Origin of the sequence: Bradyrhizobium tropiciagri, from assembly GCF_018130545.1 — a bacterium.
In the GTDB taxonomy this organism is placed as follows: domain Bacteria; phylum Pseudomonadota; class Alphaproteobacteria; order Rhizobiales; family Xanthobacteraceae; genus Bradyrhizobium; species Bradyrhizobium tropiciagri_A.
The window spans coordinates 306682-329543 of sequence record NZ_JAFCKF010000008.1; the positions used below are offsets into that span (position 1 = coordinate 306682).

Annotated in this window: 20 protein-coding genes; 11 read left to right on the top strand and 9 right to left on the bottom strand. The window is 65.5% G+C overall.

What is annotated here, in order from left to right; all coding sequences use genetic code 11:
* Positions 1 to 7: 7 nt before the first annotated feature.
* Together atzF and JQ616_RS31400 are read right to left on the bottom strand one after the other, a co-directional pair.
* Positions 8 to 1795 (bottom strand): allophanate hydrolase, encoded by a 1788-nt coding sequence (gene atzF / locus JQ616_RS31395; RefSeq protein ID WP_212021456.1) that lies wholly within the window; start codon positions 1793 to 1795, stop codon positions 8 to 10.
* A 224-nt stretch (positions 1796 to 2019) separates the two neighbouring features.
* Positions 2020 to 2532, bottom strand: coding sequence for a MarR family winged helix-turn-helix transcriptional regulator (locus JQ616_RS31400; RefSeq protein ID WP_212021458.1), 513 nt, complete (start codon positions 2530 to 2532; stop codon positions 2020 to 2022).
* A gap of 154 nt (positions 2533 to 2686) precedes the next feature.
* Between JQ616_RS31400 and JQ616_RS31405 the strand changes: the two genes are divergently transcribed.
* The gene (locus JQ616_RS31405; RefSeq protein ID WP_212021460.1) at positions 2687 to 4549 is read left to right on the top strand and encodes a feruloyl-CoA synthase; all 1863 of its coding nucleotides are present in this window, start codon (positions 2687 to 2689) and stop codon (positions 4547 to 4549) included.
* 438 nt (positions 4550 to 4987) lie between these two features.
* Here JQ616_RS31405 and JQ616_RS31410 read toward each other — a convergent pair whose 3' ends face one another.
* A complete protein-coding gene (locus tag JQ616_RS31410) occupies positions 4988 to 5512 on the bottom strand; it encodes a MarR family winged helix-turn-helix transcriptional regulator (protein WP_249137501.1) in 525 nt (174 codons plus the stop codon).
* Positions 5513 to 5594: 82 nt separating this feature from the next.
* On the opposite strand from JQ616_RS31410, the gene JQ616_RS31415 reads away from it, so the two are divergent.
* Positions 5595 to 6797 carry a cytochrome P450 gene (locus JQ616_RS31415; RefSeq protein WP_212021462.1) on the top strand — a complete coding sequence of 401 codons (1203 nt, stop codon included), beginning with the start codon at positions 5595 to 5597 and terminating at the stop codon, positions 6795 to 6797.
* 55 nt (positions 6798 to 6852) lie between these two features.
* Positions 6853 to 8076 carry an ABC transporter substrate-binding protein gene (locus tag JQ616_RS31420; RefSeq protein WP_212021715.1) on the top strand — a complete coding sequence of 408 codons (1224 nt, stop codon included), beginning with the start codon at positions 6853 to 6855 and terminating at the stop codon, positions 8074 to 8076.
* A 199-nt stretch (positions 8077 to 8275) separates the two neighbouring features.
* Here JQ616_RS31420 and JQ616_RS31425 read toward each other — a convergent pair whose 3' ends face one another.
* A complete protein-coding gene (locus JQ616_RS31425) occupies positions 8276 to 8929 on the bottom strand; it encodes an isochorismatase family protein (RefSeq protein ID WP_212021464.1) in 654 nt (217 codons plus the stop codon).
* Between the two features lie 149 nt (positions 8930 to 9078).
* Between JQ616_RS31425 and JQ616_RS31430 the strand changes: the two genes are divergently transcribed.
* A complete protein-coding gene (locus JQ616_RS31430) occupies positions 9079 to 10029 on the top strand; it encodes a helix-turn-helix domain-containing protein (RefSeq protein ID WP_212021466.1) in 951 nt (316 codons plus the stop codon).
* A gap of 102 nt (positions 10030 to 10131) precedes the next feature.
* Here the strand turns inward: JQ616_RS31430 and JQ616_RS31435 are convergent, their stop codons facing one another.
* The 4 genes from JQ616_RS31435 to JQ616_RS31450 form a co-directional block, all read right to left on the bottom strand.
* The gene (locus tag JQ616_RS31435) at positions 10132 to 10584 is read right to left on the bottom strand and encodes a YybH family protein (RefSeq protein WP_249137503.1); all 453 of its coding nucleotides are present in this window, start codon (positions 10582 to 10584) and stop codon (positions 10132 to 10134) included.
* Positions 10585 to 10816: 232 nt separating this feature from the next.
* Positions 10817 to 12481 carry a tannase/feruloyl esterase family alpha/beta hydrolase gene (locus JQ616_RS31440; RefSeq protein ID WP_433996019.1) on the bottom strand — a complete coding sequence of 555 codons (1665 nt, stop codon included), beginning with the start codon at positions 12479 to 12481 and terminating at the stop codon, positions 10817 to 10819.
* A 218-nt stretch (positions 12482 to 12699) separates the two neighbouring features.
* Positions 12700 to 13974 carry an NAD(P)/FAD-dependent oxidoreductase gene (locus JQ616_RS31445; protein ID WP_212021470.1) on the bottom strand — a complete coding sequence of 425 codons (1275 nt, stop codon included), beginning with the start codon at positions 13972 to 13974 and terminating at the stop codon, positions 12700 to 12702.
* Between the two features lie 115 nt (positions 13975 to 14089).
* Positions 14090 to 15496, bottom strand: coding sequence for an MFS transporter (locus JQ616_RS31450; protein WP_212021472.1), 1407 nt, complete (start codon positions 15494 to 15496; stop codon positions 14090 to 14092).
* 180 nt (positions 15497 to 15676) lie between these two features.
* Here JQ616_RS31450 and JQ616_RS31455 point away from each other — a divergent pair, with 180 nt between their 5' ends.
* Positions 15677 to 15985: a hypothetical protein gene (locus JQ616_RS31455; RefSeq protein ID WP_095731156.1), complete on the top strand. Its 309-nt coding sequence runs from the start codon at positions 15677 to 15679 to the stop codon at positions 15983 to 15985.
* A gap of 35 nt (positions 15986 to 16020) precedes the next feature.
* Positions 16021 to 16917: a sigma-70 family RNA polymerase sigma factor gene (locus JQ616_RS31460; protein WP_212021474.1), complete on the top strand. Its 897-nt coding sequence runs from the start codon at positions 16021 to 16023 to the stop codon at positions 16915 to 16917.
* Between the two features lie 185 nt (positions 16918 to 17102).
* On the opposite strand, the gene JQ616_RS31465 is transcribed toward JQ616_RS31460, so the two are convergent.
* The gene (locus JQ616_RS31465) at positions 17103 to 17651 is read right to left on the bottom strand and encodes a hypothetical protein (protein ID WP_212021476.1); all 549 of its coding nucleotides are present in this window, start codon (positions 17649 to 17651) and stop codon (positions 17103 to 17105) included.
* A 392-nt stretch (positions 17652 to 18043) separates the two neighbouring features.
* On the opposite strand from JQ616_RS31465, the gene JQ616_RS31470 reads away from it, so the two are divergent.
* The 5 genes from JQ616_RS31470 (at position 18044) to JQ616_RS31490 (ending at position 22808) form a co-directional block, all read left to right on the top strand.
* A complete protein-coding gene (locus JQ616_RS31470) occupies positions 18044 to 19216 on the top strand; it encodes an ABC transporter substrate-binding protein (protein WP_021076588.1) in 1173 nt (390 codons plus the stop codon).
* A gap of 234 nt (positions 19217 to 19450) precedes the next feature.
* On the top strand, positions 19451 to 20368 hold the full coding sequence (locus tag JQ616_RS31475) for a branched-chain amino acid ABC transporter permease (RefSeq protein WP_212021478.1): 918 nt from the start codon (positions 19451 to 19453) through the stop codon (positions 20366 to 20368).
* Positions 20365 to 21312: a branched-chain amino acid ABC transporter permease gene (locus JQ616_RS31480; protein ID WP_212021480.1), complete on the top strand. Its 948-nt coding sequence runs from the start codon at positions 20365 to 20367 to the stop codon at positions 21310 to 21312. Before JQ616_RS31475 ends, JQ616_RS31480 begins: the two co-directional genes overlap by 4 nt.
* Positions 21305 to 22072, top strand: coding sequence for an ABC transporter ATP-binding protein (locus JQ616_RS31485; RefSeq protein ID WP_212021482.1), 768 nt, complete (start codon positions 21305 to 21307; stop codon positions 22070 to 22072). The genes JQ616_RS31480 and JQ616_RS31485 overlap by 8 nt, the downstream gene beginning before the upstream one ends.
* A complete protein-coding gene (locus JQ616_RS31490; protein WP_212021484.1) occupies positions 22065 to 22808 on the top strand; it encodes an ABC transporter ATP-binding protein in 744 nt (247 codons plus the stop codon). The genes JQ616_RS31485 and JQ616_RS31490 overlap by 8 nt, the downstream gene beginning before the upstream one ends.
* Positions 22809 to 22862: the final 54 nt, after the last annotated feature.

Consider the following 22862-nt stretch of genomic DNA (forward strand, 5'->3'; position numbering starts at 1 on the left):
GTTGCGGCTACGCCTTCGCTCGCTCCGCCATGAACGCCCGCCAGCCGCCATAGCCCGAGATATCCTTCGCGCTCGTGATCGCGGCGGGCTCGACGATGAAGCCTTTCGCTTGCCGCCCGTCGGCGAGCCTGATGGTGCCGATCGACAGCGGCGGCGGGATCGCGGCGACGAATGTGCCGAACGCAGACGGCGACATCGCCCACAGCTCGAGCTTGATCGCATGGCCCGCGCCGGCTTCGATGCGCAGCATGCCGGGCTTCGGCGGCGTGGTGTCGAGCGCATAGAGCTTGTAGTCCGCGGCGGTGACGGCCTCTTCCAGCAGGCGCGCATCGAGCGTCGTCAATTCGTGGTTCAGCGCCATGCCGGAGAGATGCGCGCCGACCACCGCGATCGTGATCTCGCTGGATGCGGCCTGCGCCGGCACGGCGGCGAGTGACGGTTGCGGCAGCGCCTTGGCGCCGAGGCCAAGTCCGGTGTCGGCGTGGAAGACGCGGCCGATGCCGGCAAGTTCGGCGTCGCGGCCGGCAGGCGCGAGCAGCGTGATGCCGAACGGCGCGCCGTCAGGCCGCATCGTCGCCGGCAGCGCCAGGCCGCAGAGATCGAGCAGGTTGACGAAATTGGTGTAGGTGCCGAGCCGCGAGTTGAGCTCGATAGGGTTGGCCAGCACGTCGGCGGTGGAATAGACCGTCGGCGCGGTCGGCAGCACGATCGCGTCGCACTGCGCGAAGGTGCGCACGGCGACACGACGCAGCGCCTGCAGACGGTACAGCGCCGAGAACGTATCGGCCGCCGTGAGCCGCGCGCCACCGATGGTGATCTCGCGGGTCACCGGATGGATCGCGTCCGGCGCCGACGCCAGCAGGTCGCGGATCACGAGATAGCGCTCGGCGACCCAGGGGCCTTCATAGAGCAGCCGCGCCGTCTCATAGAACGGCTCGAGATCGAATTCGACGAGCTCGGCGCCGAGCGACTGCCAGCGCTTTAATGCCTCGCCATAGGCCCTCTCGGCCTCGCGGTCGCCGAAGAAGATCAGTTGGCCGCTCTTGGGAATGCCGAGCTTCAGCTTCGCCGGGAAAGTCGCGCGCGGCGCCAGCGGCCGGTCGCGCGAATACGGGTCCGCGTCATCCGGCCCGGCCATCACGCCAAGCGCCGCCAGCGCGTCGTCGACGGTGAGCGAGAACACTGAGATGCAGTCGAGCGTGCGGCAGGCCGGCACCAGCCCGGTATTCGGGATCAGTCCGAGGCTCGGCTTGAGCCCGACGATGTTGTTGAGCATCGCCGGCACGCGGCCGCTGCCGGCAGTGTCGGTCCCGAGCGACAGCGGCACCAATCCTGCTGAGACCGCGACCGCGGAGCCCGAGCTCGATCCACCCGGCACCAGATCGCCGCGCACCGGATTTTTGGGAATGCCGTAGGGCGAGCGCACGCCGACCAGGCCGGTGGCGAACTGGTCGAGATTGGTCTTGCCGATGATGATCGCGCCGGCCGCACGCAGCCTGGCGACCGCGGTGGAATCCTTCGTCGGCGTGTAAGCGAACGCCGGGCAGGCCGCGGTGGTCGGCAGCCCCGCGACGTCGATATTGTCCTTCACCGCGACCGGCACGCCATAGAGCGGCAGCGTTGGATCCGCGAGCCGCCCAGCCTCGGCGAACGCGTCCTGCTCGTCGCGCAGGCTGATGAAGATGGCGGGGTCGTTGTGCTCGCGGATGCGCTGGTAGCTGCGTGCCACGGTTTGCGCGGGGGTCATGGTCCCGGCGCGGTGTGCGGCAACGATCGTGGCGACAGTTTCAGTCACGTGGTTGGCCTCGTCTCTGGTGCGGCACCGCCGCGAGGGAATTGCAGCCCGATCGAAGCAAGCAATGTGCCATTGTGTACAATTCGTCCGCAGCCGCAGTGCGTCAAATTATTACACAATATCAGTTGCTTGAAATAGTCGTCGGTAGCCGGCGTAGGCCAGCTTGAGAACGTGTCTGCCTAATCTTCAGGCAGGTGTGACCAAGTCAAAATCGACCCGACAGATCAGGTGAAGCAGGCGAGGATTTGCAGCAACCGCTCGCGGTTGTCCTTGCCGATCTTGTCGGCGACATGCCGCTCATGCTCGGCGGCGAGCCGCTTGAACTGCGCCAGTGCGGTCTTGCCGCGCGCGGTCAGATGCAGGGCGTGGGAGCGGCGGTCGGTGGCCGAGGGGATGCGGCTGACCAAGTCACGTTCCTCCAGGCTGTCGAGCAGATGCACCAGCCGCGCGCGCTCGATCCCGAGCCGCTTGGCGACCGCCATCTGGCTCAAGCCCGGATTGGCCCCGATCACGGTCATGACCGAATATTGGGTCGGGCGGATATCGACGGTTGCCAGCGTCTTAATGAAGTCCTGGAAGATCCAGAGCTGGAAGCGCCGCACCGCATAGCCGGCGTGGCCGACCAGCGCATCGAGGCCGATGTCATCGCCGGCATGCGCCGCGCCATTGATCGCCCGCGCGCGGGGGCGTCGGATTGCCGCTGCTGCCTTGCGCGAGGTCTTTTGACGGGTTGCCATGAACGCAAGGCTAGCGCGATTGAGGCGGGAGGGAAAGATTGTTGTTGACGACAACAATTGATGTCCGCAACATTATCGCCAAGAGCCCGGCCGGGAGCGCGCCGCCGCACCATGTTGCAGCGCGATCCCGCAAAACGCGGGCAAGGAGGAGACCATGACGATCGCCACCGCCAGCGGTGACAATCCGAACAGCCTGTTTGCGATGCCCGCGATCGTTGCCATCAGGCGCGACGACGGCAGCATCCTGGTCCGTTCCACCACGCCGCTGCAAGACAGCGCCCGCTGCGTCGGCGACTGGCTGGAGCACTGGGCGCGGCAGGCGCCGGATCGCATCTTCCTCGGCGAGCGCGCCGGCACGGAGGCGCCCTGGAGCACCGTGAACTATCGCGATGCGCTCGGCATCGTCCGCCGCGCCGCATCGTGGGTCCTGGCGCAAGGGCTGAGCAGCGAGCGGCCACTCGTCATCCTCTCCGACAATGGTATCGACCACGCGCTGTTCGCGCTCGCCGCCCAGCATGTCGGTGTGCCCTCGGCCGCCATCTCGCCGGCCTATTCCCTGATGTCGAAAGACTTCGACAAGCTGAAGAGCATGATCAGCCTGCTCGATCCCGGCGCAATCTATGTCGCGGGTACAAAGCCGTTCGCGGCGGCGCTTGCCGCGATCGAGCCGCTGCATCGGGCGACGATCGTCAGCGGCAATCCCGATGATGCGGATGCACTGGCGTTTCGCACCATCGCAGCGACGTCAGAATCGCCAGAGGTCGCCACGGCGTTCGCCGCGGTGACGCCGGACACGATTGCAAAATTCCTGTTCACCTCGGGCTCGACCGGCACGCCGAAGGCCGTGATCAACACCCAGCGCATGCTGACCTCGAGCCAGCAGGCCAAGGCGCAAACCTGGACGTTCCTCGAATCCGCCGGTGATGATCTTGTGATCCTCGACTGGCTGCCATGGAGCCACACCTTCGGGGCCAACCACAATTTCAACCTGGTGCTGCGCAACGGCGGTACGCTCTACATCGACGGCGGCAAGCCGGCACCCGGGCTGTTTTCGACCTCGCTCGCCAATCTGCGCAGCGTGGTGCCGACGGTCTATTTCAACGTGCCGCGCGGCTTCGACATGCTGATCGCAGCGCTGCGCACCGACGACGAGCTGCGCCGCAAATTCTTCGAGGGTACCAAATTCGCCTTCTATGCCGGCGCGGCGCTGCCGCAGAATTTGTGGGACGCGCTGGAGGAATTGTCGCTTGCCACCGTCGGCCGCCGGCTGCCGATGGTGTCGGCCTGGGGCTCGACCGAGACCTCGCCGCTGGCGACCGATTGCCACTTCCTTGCCAAGCGCTCCGGCAATATCGGCGTGCCGATCCCGGGCACCGACCTCAAGCTCGTGCCGTCGGGTGACAAGCTCGAGGTGCGCGTGCGCGGACCCAATGTCACGCCGGGTTACTGGAAAGCGCCCGAGCTGACCGCGCAGGCTTTCGATGACGAGGGCTTCTACAGGATCGGCGACGCCGTCACCTTTGCCGATCTCGACCGGCCCGATCTCGGCCTGTTCTTCGATGGCCGCGTGGCGGAGGATTTCAAGCTCAATTCCGGCACCTGGGTCAGCGTCGGCACTTTGCGTGTCGCCGGAATCGCGGCGCTGGCGCCGCTCGCGCAGGACATCGTCGTCGCGGGCCATGGCCGCGACGAGGTGCGCTTCCTGGTGTTCCCGAACCTTGCGGCCTGCCGTTCGCTGGCTGGGTTGCCCGAGAGTGCTGATGTGCGCGAGGTGATCGGGCATCCGGCGGTCCGTTCCGCGATCGGGCAGGGGCTAGCGCGGCTGAAGGCGCAGGGCGGTCATTCCTCCGGCCACGCCACTCGGGCGCTGCTGCTGGCCGAGCCCGCCTCGGTGGACGGCGGGGAGATCACCGACAAGGGCTACATCAACCAGCGCGCCGTGCTGACCCGCCGCGCTGCAGCAGTGGCGGTACTGGAGGACGACGCGTCGTCCGAGCCGATCGCCTGCACGGGGTGATGGGTTCCCTCCCCCCTTGCGGGGGAGGGTTAGGGAGAGGGGTACCACTTGCTCCGCTGTCGATTGAACACAAAAACACGCGCTGGTCGGTGAGTGCGGTCGTTGATGCGACGTTGCGCAATGTCGCGAGTTGAGCCCGGGGCTTACCCCTCTCCCCAACCCTCCCCCGCAAGGGGGGGAGGGAGCCTGAGCGGCGTGCTCACCTGACCTGAGGGCGACGTTACAAGTCTCGGCATGGGACCTGACGCCGCACTCGCCCACCTTTATAGTTGCCATGGCAACTAAGCTGTGCGAGTTTCTGCATCCATAGGGACAGGGCCGGTCAACGGCCTCGCATTTGGGAGGACGATGTTGCGCAGCAGCGCGCGGACGACACGCATGGAAGATTGGGCAAATACCGCGGTGGCGCAGGGCGCCGCCCGTGGCCCGGCCGCGCCGTCAGGTCGTGCCTTGCCCGGTCACGGCGCCGAGATTCTCGTGCAGCCGGCGCAGCAGGTCGATCAGCACCTCGCGCTCATCCTTCTTCAGGCACGACAGCAGCCGCCGTTCGCGCTCCAGCGCCGCGACGATGACCTTGTCGTGGATGGCGCGGCCGCGCGCGGTGAGGGTGATCGAATGGGTGCGCCCGTCGTCCGGCGCGGTGCGGATCGTCAGCAGGCCGCGCTTCTGCAGCGCCGCGAGGTTGCGGCTGACCGGCCCCTTGTCGAAGCCGATTACCTGGCAGATCCGGGAGGCCGGAATCCCCGGCTCGATCGCCAGTTGCGAGATGATTCGCCACTCGGTGACGTTGACGCCGAAATTCTTCTGGTAAAATGCGGTGGCGCTGTTCGACAGCTTGTTGCCGATGAAGGTGATGAACGCCGGCACATAGCGATTGAGGTCCAGCAGCGGGCCATCGGTGGCTTCTGCGGGGTCGGCCGGTCTGGGCCGGCGGGGCTTTCGGGGGAGGGGCTGACTGCTCATCTCTCAAATCATCGCTGCGAAACTGCTCGGGAGCAATAGACATGCGGCCCGTATTGACAAGATCAAACCTCGGGAGGTCCCGATGACTGCAACAGTGGGGACATCCGTCCCGCATCTCGACGTCGATCCGTTCGCGCTCGACTTCTTCGCCAATCCATTCCCGACCCATGAGCGGCTGCGCGAGGCCGGGCCGGTGGTCTATCTCGACAAGTGGAATGTCTATGGCGTGGCGCGCTACGCCGAGGTCCACGCGGTCCTGAATGATCCTGCGACCTTCTGCTCCAGTCGCGGCGTCGGCCTCAGCGACTTCTCCAAGGAGAAGCCGTGGCGGCCGCCGAGCCTGATCCTGGAGGCCGACCCGCCCGCCCATACCCGGACCCGCACCGTGCTGAGCACGGTGCTGTCGGCGACCGTGATGAAGCAGCTTCGCGGGCAGTTTGCCGCGGCCGCCGAGGCCCGCCTCGATGTGCTGCTGGAGAAGCGCAGGTTCGACGCGATCGCGGACCTTGCCGAAGCCTATCCGTTGTCGATCTTCCCGGATGCGCTGGGCCTGAGGCCCGAGGGCCGCGAGAATTTGCTGCCCTATGCGAGCCTGGTGTTCAACGCCTTCGGCCCGCCGAACGAGCTCCGCAAGGAGGCGATCGAGCGCTCGGCGCCGCATCAGGCCTATGTCGCCGAGCAGTGCCAGCGCGACAACCTTACCCCGGGCGGCATCGGCGCCTGCATCCACGCCCATGTCGATAGCGGCGTCATCACAGCGACCGAGGCGCCGCTGCTGGTGCGTTCGCTGCTGTCGGCCGGTCTCGACACCACCGTCAACGGCATCGGCGCCGCGGTCTACTGCCTCGCGCGCTTCCCCGACCAGTTCGAGAAGCTGCGCGGCGATCCGACGCTGGCGCGCAACGCGTTTGAGGAAGCGGTGCGGTTCGAAAGCCCGGTCCAGACCTTCTTCCGCACCACCACCCGCGACGTCGAGCTCAGCGGTGAAAGCATTCCCGAAGGCGAGAAGGTGCTGATGTTCCTGGCCGCGGCGAACCGCGATCCGCGCCGTTGGGAAAACCCCGACAGCTACGACATCACGCGCCGCACGTCGGGGCATGTCGGCTACGGCTCGGGCATCCACATGTGCGTCGGCCAGTTGGTCGCCCGCCTCGAAGGCGAGGTGATGATGGCGGCGCTGGCGCGCCGCGTCGCAAAGATCGAAATCACTGGCGAGCCGAAGCGGCTCTTCAACAACACGCTGCGCGGGCTGAACAGCCTGCCGATCGAGATCACGCCGGCCTGACCGGACGCTTGAGGTCGGCAACGGATTAGCTGAGGAAAAACAGGGGATGCGATCGATGAAGGGCTTCGGGGTTGGGCGAAGGATTGGACTTGCGCTGGCATTGGCGTGCGCCGCGGGCAGCGCACGCGCGGAGATATCCGACAATGTCGTGCGCGTCGGCGTGCTCAACGACATTTCCGGCATCTTCCAGGACACCAACGGCATGGGGTCGGTGGAAGCCGCGCGGATGGCTGCGGAGGATTTCAACGGCGGCGGCAAGGGCATCAAGGTCGAGATCGTCTATGCCGATCACCAGAACAAGGCCGACGTCGGCTCTGCGATCGCGCGCAAATGGCTCGATGTCGAGGGGGTCGACGCCATCGTCGACGTGCCGAACTCGGCGGTCGGCCTCGCCATCAACACCGTGCTGCGCGATTCCAGGATGACGTTCCTGGCGTCCTCGACCGCGAGTTCCGATCTCACCGGCAAGGCCTGTTCGCCCAACACCATCCAATGGGTCAACGATGCCTGGGCGACCGGCAACACCACCGCGGCCGCGATGATGCAGCGCGGCGGCAAGGACTGGTATTTTGTGACGGTCGACTACGCACTCGGCAAGGGCATTGAAGCCGAGGCGACCAATTACATCGAGAAGCACGGCGGCAAGGTACTGGGATCGAGCAAGCATCCGCTCGGCACCTCCGACTTCGCCTCCTTCCTGCTGCAGGCGCAGAATTCGAAAGCAAAGGTGATCGGCCTTGCCAACGCCGGTGGCGACACCATCAACGCGGTGAAGCAGGCGGCCGAGTTCGGTATCCAGGAGGGCGGCCAGACCATGGTCGCGTTCCTGCTGTTCGTGAATGACGTCCACGGCATGGGCCTGAAGGTCGCGCAGGGCCTGCAATTGCTGGAAGCCTTCTACTGGGACATGAATGACGACACCCGCGCCTTCGCCAAGCGCTTTGCCGCGCGTCCCGGCATGAACGGCAAGATGCCGAGCGGCAACCAGGCCGGCGTCTACGCTTCGACGCTCGCCTACCTCAAGGCCGTTGCTGCCACCGGCAGTGACGATGCCAAGGTGGTGGTGCCGCAGATGAAGACCTTCAAGGGCAAGGACAAGCTGTTCGGCGACACCACGATTCGCCAGGACGGCCGCGTCATCCACCCGATGTATCTGTTCGAGGTGAAGAAGCCGGAGGAGTCGAAATACCCCTACGACTATTACAAGCTGATCGCGACCATCCCGGCCGACCAGGCGTTCCGGCCGCTGGCCGATGGCGGGTGCTCGCTGGTGAAGTGAGGACGGCGCCGCGCGCACTACTGCGCCCCTCTCTCCTTGTGGGAGAGGGTTGGGGTGAGGGGGCTCTCTCCATACGGCGTGCTGCCTGGATAGACCGCAACCCCTCACCCGGATCGCATTGCGCTTTGCTTCATGCGATCCGCCTCTCCCACAAGGGGAGAGGCGGATCGAGTTTCGTAGCGCGCTGCTGGTGAACTCGCTACGCCGCCTTCGAACTCGTTGCCTTCACCCGCCCCAGCATCTCGGCCGCCGTCATCACATGCGCTGTGGAGAACGCGAGGATCGTCAGCGTGGCGCGGTGCACCTCTTCGGCCGACAGCGCGCCCTGGCCGACATCGGGATAGTCGAAGGTGCCGGTCGCGTCCGACAGGAAGACCACTTTGTAATTGTGGAACATGGCGTCCCGCGCGGTGGCGTGGCAGCAGTTCTCGGTCGTCGTTCCCGAGATGATCACCGTCGTGATGCCCCATTCGCGCAGGATCAGGTCGAGATCGGTGGCGAAGAAAGCGCTGTAGCGGTGCTTCTTGATGACGTGCTCGCCCGGTGCAGGCGCAAGGTCGTTGAAGATCTCGACGCCAGCGGTGCCGTCGACCAGCGACGAGCGGTCGGCGATCGGCGAGTAAAGATCGTCATAAAGTCCCATATCGCTGCCGTCGCGGCGATGCACATGGGCGGTGTAGATGACGCGGATGCCCTTGTCGCGGCAAGCCTTCAGGGTCTGCGCCAGCCGGGGTACCATGGCGGCAGCCTGTGCGGAGCGCAGCTTGGCGCCCTCGGCCACGAAATCGTTCTGCATGTCGACAACGATCATGACCGTGCGGGCGGGATCGATGATGTCGCATTGATAGCCCATGTGGTGTCTCCTCTCCTGACGCGGGGCATTTCTACATCCGTCGCGGCAACCGTTCTTGGCTGGGCCGGCCATTCGCTGGGCTCTGCTTGCCAGACCGGGGAGATCGACGCAGACTATCCCGCTGTCGGGTTGGGCAGGAGCAAGGTCCGATGCAGACCCCAGATCACACAGTCGTTGCGCAAACGCTCGTCGCGCCGGGTGACGGTTTCGATCGCTGGCATCGCGTCACCTGCCGCGAATTCTCGCTGACCGAATGCCGCCGCGTCGCCGACGAGGCATTTGCCGCGTCGATCTCGATCCGCCATCTTGGCCCGCTCGCGATCAACGACATCTGGTCGTCGACACCGGCCGCCGACCGCATCCGGGTGATGCGCAGCGCGAGCGACGTCCGCAGGGACCCGCGCGACTATTTCATGCTGTGGCTCACGCTGCGCGGCGAGGTCGGCTTCGCACAGGGCGGACGCGAGGTGCGGATGCGCCGCGGCGACCTCATGCTGCATGACCAGGCGCAGCCCTTCACGCTGGAATTCGCCCCTAGCGCGCGGTCGATCATGGTGTCGATCCCGCGGCCGCTGCTGCTCGCGCGCCTGCCGGATGCGCAGCGCCTGACCGCACGGCGGGTCGGCAACGCGTCGAAAGTCGGCGCGCTGGCGGGCTCGCTGATCCGCCGGCTGACCCGGCTCGACGACGCGGCCGGTCCCGCTGCGATCAGGCTTGGCGCCGCAGCGCTCGACATTTTCGCGACCACCCTCCAGACCGAACTGACCGACGATGCGCCATTGCGCGGCGACGAACGGCTGGCGCGGGTGAAGGCCTACATGCTGGCCAAGCTCGACGACCCCAAGCTCGATCTCGATGCGATCGCGACCGCGCAGCACATGGCGCCGCGCACGCTCAATCGCCTGTTCGCACGCGAGGGCACGACGCCGATCCGCTGGCTCTGGCAGCAGCGCCTCGCCGGTGCCTACCAGGCGCTGGCTGAGCGGCGCGTCAGCCATGTGACCGATGCCGCGCTGAGCTTCGGCTTCAGCGACGTCTCGCATTTCAGCCGCGCCTTCAAGGCCGCGTTCGGCCGCTCGCCGCATCAGGTGATCGGCTGACGCTGTATCCGTGAGTGCAGCCTATCCGGCCCGCCTCGCGCACAAGGCGAGAGGCGAACAGGGCTCGGCAGCACCAACGCTGCGTGTGCAGCACCAAAGATGTCATTTCGGCGGAGGCGCCTTCGGGAAGGCCGACACCATCCGGATCTTCCAGTTTCCGCCCTGGTTGATATATGCCCCGGTCCAGCGCCCGGTCACATCAAGCGGCTCGCCATTCTGGTTCTTGCCGGTGATGTGATATTCGCCGGTCGCGAGAGCCGTATCGGCGCCCAGCGGCATGGCCTCGTGGACCGTTATTTCATTGTGGTTGAACCCGGCCTTGAAGGCGCCTTCGTAGGTCTGCGCGATATCGGTGTGCGACCCCGTCGCATTGACCATCATGCCGCCCGGCGCATAGAGCGCGGCGATACCGGCGCCATTCTGCTTGTTGAAGCTGTCGGCGTAGGCCGCCGCGACCTTTTCGACCTGTTGCTTCAGGTTTTCGTCGCCAGCGGTCGCGGCCGCAGGCATCGCGAGCAACGCAATGAACAGACATAAGGCGGAAGACATTCGCATTGCATTCCCTCCTTAAAATCATTGTTGACTATCTGTCTCGGTCAGCCGGGACCGCGATGGTGTAGCACACCAGCCATCGGTGAGAGCCGCGCGCGCGTCGCGATACGGCAATGCCGTTGGCTAAGAGGGGGTAGCTCCGCTGGCGGAGGCGCGCGGCTCCATGATCGCCGCATGCGCCGCTGCGCTCGCCCCACGCAGGGAGAGATGATCCGAGGTTGCAATGAAACTCACCTCACGGCGCGCAGGCAAAACTCGCCGCCGCGATGACCGGTCCTGACTTGTAGTGCGGCCATGCCGGCCAGCGGCACAATGGCAGCGCGCGGATGGTGTCGAAGGCGGGCGCCTCGGTCTTCTGCTCACGCACCTCGAGATCGCCGGGCGCCTTGCCATTCTCAACCCAGTCGACCAGCACCGCCAGCATGTCGACATTGGCAGGGGCGCCGGAGCCGACATGGTCGACGCCGGGCGCGGTGTAGAGCCGGGCGAATTCCGCGACCTTGTCCTTGCCGAGTTTCTTCTCGACGTTCTCGAAGTAGCGGATGCCGGCATAGGGGCTTTGCGCGTAGTCGGCCATGTGTTCGAGCATCACGAGCTTGCCGCCGCGGGCGTGGAAGCGGCTGAGATCCGGATCGGTCGAATCCATCAGTGCGGAGACTTGCAGCACGCGCGCCTTGTGGTCCTCGGGCTTGTAGGTGGTGACGTCGAGTTTCGGATCGCGGGCGAAGACATATTGCATGCCGCCGGCGCCGTAGATCCAGGCGATGCCGTTGGTCGGAGCCGGCGGCTGCGCCGGCGCCGTGCTGCCGAGCCACCAGGCCTTCCAGCCGCCGGTCGGGCCGAACGCCGGCGTGTTCTCGCCCGACACGCCCCAGCCCGGATAGTCGTCGAGGCCGTTGGCGAGCGGAAACGGAAATTTGTACGGCGAATGCAGCGTTTCGATCGCGGCGATCTGCTTTTCGGTCAGGCAGTCGTCGCCGCTCTTCCCCGCCGCACATGCCAGCGTGGCGGGCTTGAACGCGGCCTTGCAGCCGACGGGGTCCTGCACCAGCGCGTCGTCGGAGCCGTCCTGGGTGTCGCAAGCCCTGAGCACGGCGTCGGCCACCAGCTTGACCTGCGCCGGCCTGATCCAGCCGTCGCCCATCGTCACGAGCCCGGAACGGGTGCCGGCATGCTGCAACCCGACCCAGTTGATGACAGGCACGCGCGCGAAAATGCCGTCGAAATCGTCGGGGTAGCGCTGCGCCATGGTCAGCGCTTCACGGCCGCCTTCGGACGATCCCATGAAATACATCTTCGCCGGCGGCTTGCCGTAGGCGCGCACGATCAGCGCCCGCGCGGCGTCGCGCACCTTCTTGTAGGCCTTGTGCGAGAAATTCTCGAACGCCTCGTCGTTCAGCGCGAACAGCTGAGGCGGCTCGCCGGGCTTCTGCTCGTGGCCGGAGTCGGTGCCATAGGTCACGAAGCCGAGCGCCAGCGGCGAAGCCTTGTCGAATGGATAGGCCGGCGGCAGGCCGAGGCCTGATATCAGCACGCCGTTGAAGCCGCCGCCGCCATACTGCAGCGAGCGGTTGTTCCATTCGACCGGCAGGTTGACCTCGAACTTGATCGGCGGCGCGGCAGGATCGGTCGGCGTGATCTGCCCGAGCACCTTGCAGAAGGCAGGATTGGCCGGGATGATGCGGCCGGAAGGTGTCGGCCCCTTCTCTGCGACAGAAAGCGGCGTCGGGGTCTGCAGCGTGGCCGTGTCGATCTTGACGGCGCCGTCGGCGGGACCGGCAAGGCTGCTGCAGGTCGCCGCGGGATCGCCGGTCATTCCCGCAGCGAATGCGGCCGGGGCGCATGTCGTCAGCGCGACAAGCGAAGCCGCGATCGCCCATGCGCGCGCATGGATCCGCATCATTTCCTCCCATACACATATTGTTGCTATGGCAAGTATTTCACGCGATGCGTCGATACACAACGACCGAATGGCCGCGTATGCGTGCAGCAGTTCCGTCATCCTGAGGTGCGAGCGGAGCGAGCCTCGAAGGATGCGCGGCCACAACCGGGCGTCGCCCTTCGAGGGCCGCTGAAGAAGCGGCCACCTCAAGGTGACGGTCGGATGTCGCGTGAACGCTACTGCGCGACCTTGCTGCTGCCTTGGGTGATCAGTCGTGCGGCGCGCTGGTCGCGGGTGTGGATCCAGAGCCAGTTCATCGCCACGGCAATCCGGTGACGCACGCCGATCAGGAAGTAGATGTGGGCGAGGCCCCAGATCCACCATGCCAGCGAGCCGCGCAGCTTGAGCCAGCCGAAATCGATCACCGCTTTCTTCTTGCCGATCTGCGCAAGGCTGCCGGCATGCTTGTAGCGGAACGGCGGCAGCGTCTTGCCGTCGAGCCGGGCCTTGATCAGCGCGGCGACGTAGCGCCCTTCCTGCTTGGCGGCCGGCGCGATGCCGGGCACCGGATTGCCGTCGGGGCCCTTGATCGTGACGGTGTCGCCGACCGCGAAGACATCGGGATGGCCGGGCACGGTGAGATCCGGCTCGACCTGCAGCCGGTGGGCGCGATCGGCCGGCGCGTTCAGCCACTCGGCGGCACGCGAGGCGCGCACGCCGGCGGCCCAGACGATGGTGCGCGCCTCCAGCCGCTTGCCGCCGAACACCACGCCATCGGCCGAGCATTCGGTGACCGGCTCGCCCAGCATCACCTCGACGCCGATTTTTTCCAGCGACGCCTGCGCATAGGCCGAGAGATCGTCGGGGAAGCCGGCCAGCACGCGCGGCCCGGCCTCGATCAGCACCACCCGCGCCTTGCGCGTGTCGATGTGGCGGAAGTCCGGAGCCAATGTGTCCTTGGCGAGGTCGGCGATGGTGCCGGCCATCTCGACGCCGGTCGGCCCGGCGCCGATGATGACGAAGGTGAGCAGCGCCGCGCGCTTGTCGGGATCGGTCTCGCGCTCGGCGCGCTCGAAGGCGACCAGGATGCGCCGCCGCAAGGTGGTGGCGTCCTCCAGCGTCTTCAGACCGGGCGCGAACGGCTCCCATTCGTCATGGCCGAAATAGGCGTGGCGCGCGCCGGTGGCGAGGACCAGCGTGTCGTAGGGAATGCTGCCGCCGTCATCGAGCTCGACCTGCGTCGCCGCCGCATCGACGCCGCAGACATTGGCGAACAGTGTCGTCACCTCGGGCCGGTCGCGCAGGAGATAGCGGATCGGCCAGGCGATCTCGCTGGTCGCAAGCGACGCGGTCGCCACCTGGTAGAGCAGCGGCTGGAACAGATGGTGGTTGCGGCGGTCGATCAGCGTGATTTCGACCGGCGCGCCTGCGAGACCGAAGGCCGTTTCCAGCCCGCCGAAGCCGGCGCCGACGATCACCACGCGATGAGGTTTGGCCGGCGCTTGCGTCATCTAATGTCGCCCTCGGTTTCGAACGGCTTCGTCGCCTGATTATGTAATCATTCGCGGCCTCATTCCAACACGAAATGCCCGATCGCCCGATAGCGAAACCCAATCGCTGCATGTCTCACGCGTCTTGTGGCGCCGCCGTCGCGACCACCCGTCGCCGCATCGGCAGGAACAATCCCGCAACCGCGCCGGCGAATGACAGCGTCGCCGCTAGGCTCATCGCCGCGGCGAATCCGCTGCTGAAATGTCCGGATGAATCGGCCGCGCCATTGGCCGAAAAGCTCGCCACCAGCGCGGCGATTCCGAACATCCCGCCGAGGAAGCGGCCCATGTTGAAGATGCCCGATGCCTTGCCCATCTCGTTGATCGCAACCGCGCTGAGCACCGCGTTCTGCGCGGCCGGCATTGCCATCGACACGCCGACGCCGGCGAGCACCAGCGGGGCGACCAGCGCGGAATAGGCCACCGTGGGGCTGACGATCTCGCTGATCCAGCCGAGCCCAACTGCCTGCATCAGCAGGCCGGTGACGACAAGCGTGCGCTCGCCGAACCGGTTGACGACGGCGCCGGCGATCGGCGCGGTGACGAACAATGTCGCGGTCCACGGGATCAGGCGGAGCCCGGCACCGAAGGCGTCGAAGCCGAGCGCGATCTGCAGGAACTGCGGCAGCAGGAACAGCACGCCATACATCGCGGCGTAGAACAGCACGCTCGCCGCCATGCCGGACGCAAAAGGCCTTGCCGCGAACAGCCGCATCGGCACCATCGGGTTCGTCGCACGCAGCTCCCACAGCACGAACATGACAGTCAGCGCGACGCCGGCGATCAACGCGCTCGTAACTTCCGCACTGGCCCAACCGACGCTGTTGCCGCGCAGCAGCCCCCAGACCAGGGCCAGCGCCGCAAGCGCGACCAGCGACAGTCCTGTGATGTCGAGCGGCGCTCTCGGGCCAAAACTTTCGCGCAGCCGCGCGATCACGAGCGCAATCGCGATCAGGCCGATCGGCAGATTGATCCAGAAGATCCAGCGCCAGCCGAGATGCTCGGTGATGAAGCCGCCGATTGCGGGACCGATGATCAGGGCGCAGCCGGTGATGCCGCTGAAGATGCCGAGCGCGCGGGCACGCTCTTCGCGGCCGAATGCGCCGCTCAGGATCGCCATCGCCAGCGGCATCACCAGCGCCGCACCGGCGCCCTGCAAAGCGCGGGCGGCGATCAGTGAAACAGCGTCGCCGGCCAGCGCACACGCCGCCGATGCCACGACGAACAGGCCGATCCCGGCCGCGAACATCCGGCGCCGTCCGAAACGGTCGCCGAGCGCAGCACCGGTCAAGAGCAGCACCGCGAAGGTCAGGTTGAAGGCGTTGACGGTCCATTGCAGGGTCTCCACCCGGCTGCCGAAATCGGCGCGGATGGTGGCGAAGGCCGTGGTCATGATCATGGCGTCCAGCGCCATCATGAAGGATGCCAGCGCGGTGAGGCCGAGCACCCAGCGCTGCTCGGTGCGCTGTTCCGGGGTTTGCATGGTGGTTCTCCGTTGACGTGCCGCAGGCTGCGGCGCTTCGCCGGCAAGGACGAACCGGAATGGGCAAAGGATGCGGTCGGAGAATTATTTTTGCCGGACCGCATCCTTTGGCGGTTCGCAAACGTCCTTGGGTCTGACGCGGCCGCCTCAGGCCGCGGGAAGCGAGCCAAGGAGGTTGCGATGAGACGGACCCTGATCAGGTACAAGACCAAGCCGGAGCTGGCCGAGAAGAATGCCGCGCTGGTTGCTGCGGTATTTGCCGAGCTGAAGGCGGCAAGCCCGGATGGCGTGCGCTACATGACCTTGCGGCTGGAGGACGACACCTTCATCCACATGGTCGAGACCGCGGCCGACGACGGCTCGAGCCCGATCCCGAAGCTGGCCGCGTTCCAGGCTTTCCAGGACGGCATTCGGGATCGTTGCGCCGAGCCGCCGCTGGTTCGCAGTGCGGTGATTGTCGGCAATTATCGTATGCTGGACGAGCCGTGAACCGGCGCGCAGTGGATCGATCTGGCGGAGCCATCATGACGTCACCACCCCAAGTGCCGGCCGCAACCGACGTCGAGGCGCTGCTGGCGGCGATGCGGCCGAGGCTGCATCGCTACTGCGCCCGCATGGTCGGCTCCGTGATCGACGGCGAGGATGTGCTGCAGGATGCGCTGATCAAGGCGATGCAGGCTTTCGCGTCCGCAGCCCCGATCCAGAACCCGGAAGCCTGGCTGTTCCGGATCGCGCACAACACCGCGCTCGATTTCCTCAGGCGGCGCAACCGCCAGGACGCGCTCCACGCTTCGGAGGATGTGGACATGATGGCTGCAGAGCTCGATGATGTCAGCCGTCGCGAGATCGCGGCAAGCAGTTTGCGCACCTTCATGCGGCTGCCGGTGGCGCAACGCTCCAGCGTGATCCTGATGGACGTGCTCGGCTGCTCGCTGCAGGAGGTCTGCGGCATCATGGATTTCAGCCTGCCCGCAGTGAAGGCGGCGCTGCATCGCGGACGCACGCAATTGCGCGCGTTCGCCAGCGAGCCTGACGATGCGCCGCCGCCCGGCCTGTCGCCGGATGATCGTATGAGGCTTAACGCCTATGTCAGTCGCTTCAATGCCCGCGATTTCGATGCCATCCGCGCCATGATCGCCGATGACATCAGGCTCGAGCTCGTCAACCGGACGCGGCTGAATGGCAAGGCCGAGGTGTCGCGCTACTTCGGCAATTATGCGAAGATCGACGACTGGCACCTGGTGACCGGACAGGTCGAGGGACGTCCGGCGATCCTGGTGTTCGATCCGAACGCGTTGGACGCGCCGCCGCGATCGTTCATGCTGCTCGACTGGTCGGTCGACAAGGTCGCGACGATCAGGGATTTCCGCCACGCGCCCTATGCGATCGATGGCGCCGAATGGGCGGTGGATCAGGGGTAGTGGTCGTGGAACCGTGATCGCGCGACAAACTCAGTGTCGTCCCGGACAAGCGAAGCGCGATCCGGGACCCATAACCACGAATGGGAATTGGTTTGCGATGCTGGGGCCCCAGCGCACTTCAACAAATTAAAGCGGTGGTTATGGGTCCCTGCTTTCGCAGGGACGACGATGCTGAGACAGCGTGCCTACCGCGTCTTGCCGCCGAATTCGCCGCTGGCGATCCGCGCGACGCGGCTGCCGGCCGCGGCCGGTGCGCTGTTTCGTTCAAACATGCCGTCGCCGCCGCTTTCGCGCGGCATTGGCGACCCTTCATCGGAATGGCCGTTGCCCGGCCAGAACATCAACACCAGGTTCATCACGCCATTGACGGCCGCTCCGACCACCGTTGTGGTGTGCTGATAGGTCAGCGCGTATTCGGGAAATCGTCCGGCAACGGCCCTGTCGAGGACCATGAGTGCGATCCATGCCGCCATCACGCAGACCGGATCCCATCCGATGTCGCGCACCCGCATCGACTGCAGCATGAAGCAGACGACGAGCATGCCATAGAAGGAAAAGATCAACGCGGGGCTGTTCGCCGCCTGCGCCAGCAGCACGTCGGTCCTGCCACTTGCCGGCGCATTGCCGGTGATGCCGTAGACCAGCAACAGGAAGCCGATGCCCGCCACGAAGCCGCAGAAGAAGAAGGCCAACCGGCCCATCCGGGCATTGAAGCCGAAGATGTAATTCAGCATGTGACGCACCCCTTTGGCGGCAGCCTCGCCCGGCGATGCTTTCCGGACCATGAAGCCCGCGGGCGCCTGCCGGCCTGTGGTTTCCGCGGGCTTTACCGGATCGTTAAAGCCTGCTGCATTGCGGGGGGGCGGGTTGTCGGGAGGAAGCCCGGGCCTGCGACAATCGTTGCCTACGCAACCGGCATTATATTTCTTGCCATGGCTGATTTGGACGAATTATGATGCAAGGTGCTGGGGTATGCGCCGAAGGTTCTAATCGAGGGCTGTCGGTTCATGCTTGCTGCAGACTTGCGATATCGCGCACAAAACACGTCACAGAACGGCGCGCGCAAAGCGTGACCCCCGGCCTCGATTGGGCCTGGCGGGATCTTTGGTTGAGGAGGGGAGTGAATATGAAAAAGGCATTTTGGCTGGCAGGCGCCATGGCTTTGGCGCTGGCGCAGCCCGCGACGGCGGCTGACAGCGTCAAGATCGGATTCGTCTCGACCTTCAGCGGTCCGACCGCCGTGATCGGCAACGACATGCGCAATTCGTTCGAGCTCGCGCTCGACCATCTCGGCCGCAAGATCGACGGCAAGCCGGTCGAGGTGATCTACGAGGACGACCAGCAGAAGCCCGATGTCGGCAAGCAGAAGACCGAGAAGCTGGTGCAGTCCGACAAGGTCGATTTCATCGTCGGCTATATCTGGTCGAACGTGCTGCTGGCGTCGCTGAAGACCGCGGTCGATTCGAAAACCTTCCTGATCTCGGCCAATGCCGGTCCGTCGCAGCTCGCCGGCGAACTGTGCTCGCCTTACGTGTTCTCGACCTCCTGGCAGAACGACCAGACGCCCGCCGCGATGGGCCTCTACATGAACCAGAAGGGCGTCAAGTCGGTGTTCCTGATCGGCCCGAACTACGCCGCCGGCAAGGACATGCTCGCGGGTGTGAAGAGCACCTTCAAGGGCGAGGTGGTCGGTGAGGAATACACGGTGTGGCCGAGCCAGCTCGACTTCTCCGCCGAATTGACCAAGGCACGCAACTCCAAGGCCGAGTCGATCTTCGTGTTCTATCCGGGCGCCGCCGGCGTCCAGTTCCTGAACCAGTACGCCCAGGCCGGCATCAAGGCGCAGATCCCGCTCTATACCGCCTTCACGATCGACGAATTGTCGCTGCCGCTGCAGAAGGACAACGCGATCGGCATTCCCGGCGCGCAGGAATGGGTCAACGACCTGCCGAACGCCGAGAACAAGAAGTTCGTCGAGGACTACCGCAAGAAGTATCCCGGCCTGCGTCCGACCTATTACGGCGCCCAGGCCTATGACGCCGCCCAACTGATCAACAGCGCCGTCGTCGCGGTGAAGGGCGACCTCACCAAGAAGGACGCGATGAAGGCGGAGATGGAGAAGGCCAACTTCAAGTCGCTGCGCGGCCCGTTCAAGTATGGCAACAACCACATCCCGATCCAGAACTTCTATCTTCAGGACGTGGTCAAGGACGCCGACGGCCAGCTCTCGCTGAAGACGGTCGCGACCATCGTCAAGGACGACCAGGACAAATTCCACGACAAGTGTTCGATGAAGTGATCTTCGGGCAATCTTGGCCCGAGCCTTGCTTTTTGTTTCACCTCGCCCCGCTCTTGCGGGGAGAGGTCAATCGCGAAGCGATTGGGTGAGGGGCTCTTCCCGCGAATTCGACTCGCGGAAGCAGCCCCTCACCCCAACCCTCTCCCCGCAAGAGCGGGGCGAGGGAGAACACGCAGCGTGCAATGCGTCGGCGTGCGCCCATCCCCGCTTCGCTCAAGGTGATATAGCCTCACGATGTATCTCGTCGTCGAACAACTGCTGAACGGCCTGCAATTCGGCCTGCTGCTGTTCCTGCTGGCAGCCGGACTGACGCTGGTGTTCGGCATCATGGATTTCGTCAACCTGGCGCACGGCTCGCTCTACATGATGGGCGCCTATTTCGCGGCGACCTTCGTGGCATGGACCGGCAGCTTCGTGCTTGGTGCGCTGATGGCGCTGGGCGCCACGCTGCTGCTCGGCATCGCGCTCGAATATGTCGCGCTCAGGCATCTCTATGGCCGCGACCATCTCGACCAGGTGCTGGCGACGTTCGGCCTGATCCTGTTCTTCAACGACGCGGTCCGGCTGATCTGGGGCCCGGCCGGTCTCGCGCTGCCGCTGCCGACCTGGCTCACCGTGCCGGTGCAAATCATTCCCGGGGTGTACTATCCGGCCTACCGGCTGATGATCATCGTGGTTGCGCTGGCGGTTGCCGCGATGCTCTATCTGGTCGTGATGCGCACCCGCGTCGGCATGCTGATCCGCGCCGGTGCCTCCAACCGCGAGATGATCGGGGCGCTCGGCATCAACATCAAGCTGCTGTTCACGCTGGTGTTCGGCCTTGGCGCGGCGCTCGCCGGCCTCGCCGGGCTGATGCAGGCGCCGATCCTCACCGTGCAGATCGGCATGGGCGAGAACATCCTGATCCTGGCTTTCGTCATCATCGTGATCGGCGGCATCGGATCGATCCGCGGCGCCTTCATGGCCGCGATCTTCGTCGGCATCATCGACACGATGGGCCGCGCATTCCTGCCCGACCTCCTGCGCAAGGTGCTGAGCGGGGCTGCCGCCTCGACCGCGGCGCCGGCGCTGTCCTCGATGCTGATCTATCTCCTGATGGCGATCATCCTTGTATTGCGGCCCGAGGGGCTGTTCCCGGCGGCCAAACGATGATGCCTAAGCTCAACGTCTCCAATGCGGTCGCGGCGCTGATCTGCGCCGCGCTCATTCTGCTGCCGGTCTATTCGGCGGCTACGGGCAACATCTTCATCCTCACGCTGTTCACCCGCATCACGATCTATGCGCTCGCCGCCGCGAGCCTCAATCTGATCATGGGCTATGGGGGCATGATGAGCTTCGGCCATGCCGCCTATCTCGGCATCGGTGGTTATGCCGTCGGCATCCTCGCCGCCGAGGGCATCGGCTCCGGCTTCATCCAGTGGCCGGTGGCGCTCGCGGTCTCCGCGCTGTTTGCGCTGTTGATCGGCTCGCTCAGCCTGCGCACCCGCGGCGTCTATTTCATCATGATCACGCTGGCCTTTGCGCAGATGGCCTACTACGTCGCGTCCGCGCTGTCGCGCTACGGCGGCGACGACGGGCTCACCGTCTACAAGCGCAGCGATTTCGCCGGCCTGATCAACCTGTCGGACCGCAACCAGTTCTATTATCTCTGCCTCGCCTGCCTGTTCGGCGGCCTCTATCTGATCTGGCGCATCGTCAATTCGCGCTTCGGGTTGGTGGTGCAGGGCGTCCGCTCCAACGAGCAGCGCATGCAGGCGATTGGCTTCCACGCCAACCGCTATCGCCTGGTGTGCTTCGTGATATCAGGCACGATCTGCGGCCTCGCCGGCGCACTGCTGGCCAACAACACCGATTTCGTCAGCCCCGCGGTGATGTACTGGACCCGCTCCGGTGACCTGATGGTGATGGTGATCCTCGGCGGCATGGGTTCGTTGTTCGGCCCCGTTATCGGCGCGATCGTCTATCTCTTGCTCGAGGAGCTGCTGTCGCAGTTCACCGAGTTCTCGGGACTGATCCTCGGCCCGGTGCTGCTGCTGATCGTGCTGTTCGCGCGTGGTGGCATCATGGGCCTGCTCGGGAGGATGCGCCGTGTCTGAGCCGTTGCTGCGCGTCGACAATCTGGTCCGCCGCTATGGCGGCATCACCGCGACCGACAACCTCTCGATGGAAGTGATCCCGGGCGAGCTGCACGCCATCATCGGCCCCAACGGCGCCGGCAAGACGACGCTGATCAGTCAGCTCACCGGGCAGGTGATGCCGAATTCCGGCACCATCCGCTTCGCCGGCCGCGACGTCACGGGCTTGCCATCCTACAAGCGCTCCAGGCTCGGGCTGGCGCGTTCGTTCCAGATCACCTCGCTGCTCAAGGATTTCTCCGCGATCGACAATGTCGCGCTGGCGGCGCAGGCGCATGACGGCCACTCCTTCCGGTTCTGGGGCAATGCGCGCAAGGAACGGCATCTGCGCGACACCGCGTGTGCGGCGCTGGAGCGCGTCGGCCTCGGCAAGCGCGCCGATATCGTGGTGTCGCAATTGAGCCATGGCGAGCAGCGCGAGCTCGAGCTCGCGGTCGCGCTCGCCACCAAGCCGCAGCTTCTGCTGCTCGACGAGCCGATGGCCGGGCTCGGCGTCACCGAGTCGGCGCGGATGGTCGCGCTGCTGAAGGAGCTGCGCAAGGAAGTCACCATCGTGCTGGTCGAGCACGACATGGAAGCGGTGTTCGCGCTGGCCGACCGCATCACAGTGCTGGTCTATGGCCGGGTCATCGCCTGCGACGTACCGGACGCGATCCGCAGGGATGAAGAGGTCAAGCGCGCCTATCTCGGCGAGCAGCATGCGGTGACGCGCCATGGCTGAAGTAAAATCGGCTGAATCGAAGAGTGCTGAAACATTGCTCGAAGTCGACGGCATCGAGACCTGCTACGGGTTGAGCCAGGTGCTGTTCGGCCTGTCATTGCAGATCAAGTCGGGCGAGATGGTCGCGCTGATGGGCCGCAACGGCATGGGCAAGACCACGACCATCCGTTCGATCATGGGTCTGACGCCGGCGCGATCAGGTGCGATCCGTTTTGCCGGCGAGGCGGTGCGCGGCCTGCCGTCGTACCGAATCGCAAAACTCGGCATCGGCCTGGTGCCGGAGGGCCGCCAGATTTTTCCGAACCTCACGGTGCGCGAAAACCTCGTCGCCGCCTCTGGCAATCGGCTCGGCGCTTCCGATCCCTGGACGATCGACAAGATCCACGCACTGTTCCCGCGGCTCGCCGAACGCACCAGCAATATGGGCGTCACGCTGTCCGGCGGCGAGCAGCAGATGCTGGCGATCGGCCGCGCGCTGATGACCAACCCGAAGCTCCTGATCCTCGACGAGGCCACTGAAGGCCTCGCGCCTCTGATCCGCGACGAGATCTGGAGTTGCCTGTCGATGCTGAAGGGCCGCGGGCAATCGGTGCTCGTGATCGACAAGAACGTCGGCAACCTCGCCCGCATCGCCGACCGCCACTACATCATCGAGCGCGGCAAGACGGTGTGGAGCGGGACCAGCGAGCAGCTGATCGCCGAGCCGGATTTGCAGCACAAGTATCTGGGGATTTGAGGCAGGGCGCCGTGTGCGCACCATATCCAACGTCGTCCCGGCGAAGGCCGCGAC

Excerpts from the sequence above, each read along its gene's own strand:
- JQ616_RS31400 (WP_212021458.1), bottom strand. The coding sequence starts at position 2,532 with ATGGCAACCCGTCAAAAGACCTCGCGCAAGGCAGCAGCGGCAATCCGA.
- JQ616_RS31480 (WP_212021480.1), top strand. The coding sequence starts at position 20,365 with ATGATGCCTAAGCTCAACGTCTCCAATGCGGTCGCGGCGCTGATCTGC.
- JQ616_RS31445 (WP_212021470.1), bottom strand. The coding sequence starts at position 13,974 with ATGACGCAAGCGCCGGCCAAACCTCATCGCGTGGTGATCGTCGGCGCC.
- JQ616_RS31455 (WP_095731156.1), top strand. The coding sequence starts at position 15,677 with ATGAGACGGACCCTGATCAGGTACAAGACCAAGCCGGAGCTGGCCGAG.
- JQ616_RS31440 (WP_433996019.1), bottom strand. The coding sequence starts at position 12,481 with ATGCGGATCCATGCGCGCGCATGGGCGATCGCGGCTTCGCTTGTCGCG.
- JQ616_RS31490 (WP_212021484.1), top strand. The coding sequence starts at position 22,065 with ATGGCTGAAGTAAAATCGGCTGAATCGAAGAGTGCTGAAACATTGCTC.
- JQ616_RS31435 (WP_249137503.1), bottom strand. The coding sequence starts at position 10,584 with ATGCGAATGTCTTCCGCCTTATGTCTGTTCATTGCGTTGCTCGCGATG.
- JQ616_RS31425 (WP_212021464.1), bottom strand. The coding sequence starts at position 8,929 with ATGGGCTATCAATGCGACATCATCGATCCCGCCCGCACGGTCATGATC.
- JQ616_RS31450 (WP_212021472.1), bottom strand. The coding sequence starts at position 15,496 with ATGCAAACCCCGGAACAGCGCACCGAGCAGCGCTGGGTGCTCGGCCTC.
- JQ616_RS31415 (WP_212021462.1), top strand. The coding sequence starts at position 5,595 with ATGACTGCAACAGTGGGGACATCCGTCCCGCATCTCGACGTCGATCCG.
- JQ616_RS31465 (WP_212021476.1), bottom strand. The coding sequence starts at position 17,651 with ATGCTGAATTACATCTTCGGCTTCAATGCCCGGATGGGCCGGTTGGCC.
- JQ616_RS31475 (WP_212021478.1), top strand. The coding sequence starts at position 19,451 with ATGTATCTCGTCGTCGAACAACTGCTGAACGGCCTGCAATTCGGCCTG.
- JQ616_RS31460 (WP_212021474.1), top strand. The coding sequence starts at position 16,021 with ATGACGTCACCACCCCAAGTGCCGGCCGCAACCGACGTCGAGGCGCTG.
- JQ616_RS31430 (WP_212021466.1), top strand. The coding sequence starts at position 9,079 with ATGCAGACCCCAGATCACACAGTCGTTGCGCAAACGCTCGTCGCGCCG.
- JQ616_RS31405 (WP_212021460.1), top strand. The coding sequence starts at position 2,687 with ATGACGATCGCCACCGCCAGCGGTGACAATCCGAACAGCCTGTTTGCG.
- JQ616_RS31410 (WP_249137501.1), bottom strand. The coding sequence starts at position 5,512 with ATGAGCAGTCAGCCCCTCCCCCGAAAGCCCCGCCGGCCCAGACCGGCC.
- JQ616_RS31470 (WP_021076588.1), top strand. The coding sequence starts at position 18,044 with ATGAAAAAGGCATTTTGGCTGGCAGGCGCCATGGCTTTGGCGCTGGCG.
- JQ616_RS31420 (WP_212021715.1), top strand. The coding sequence starts at position 6,853 with ATGAAGGGCTTCGGGGTTGGGCGAAGGATTGGACTTGCGCTGGCATTG.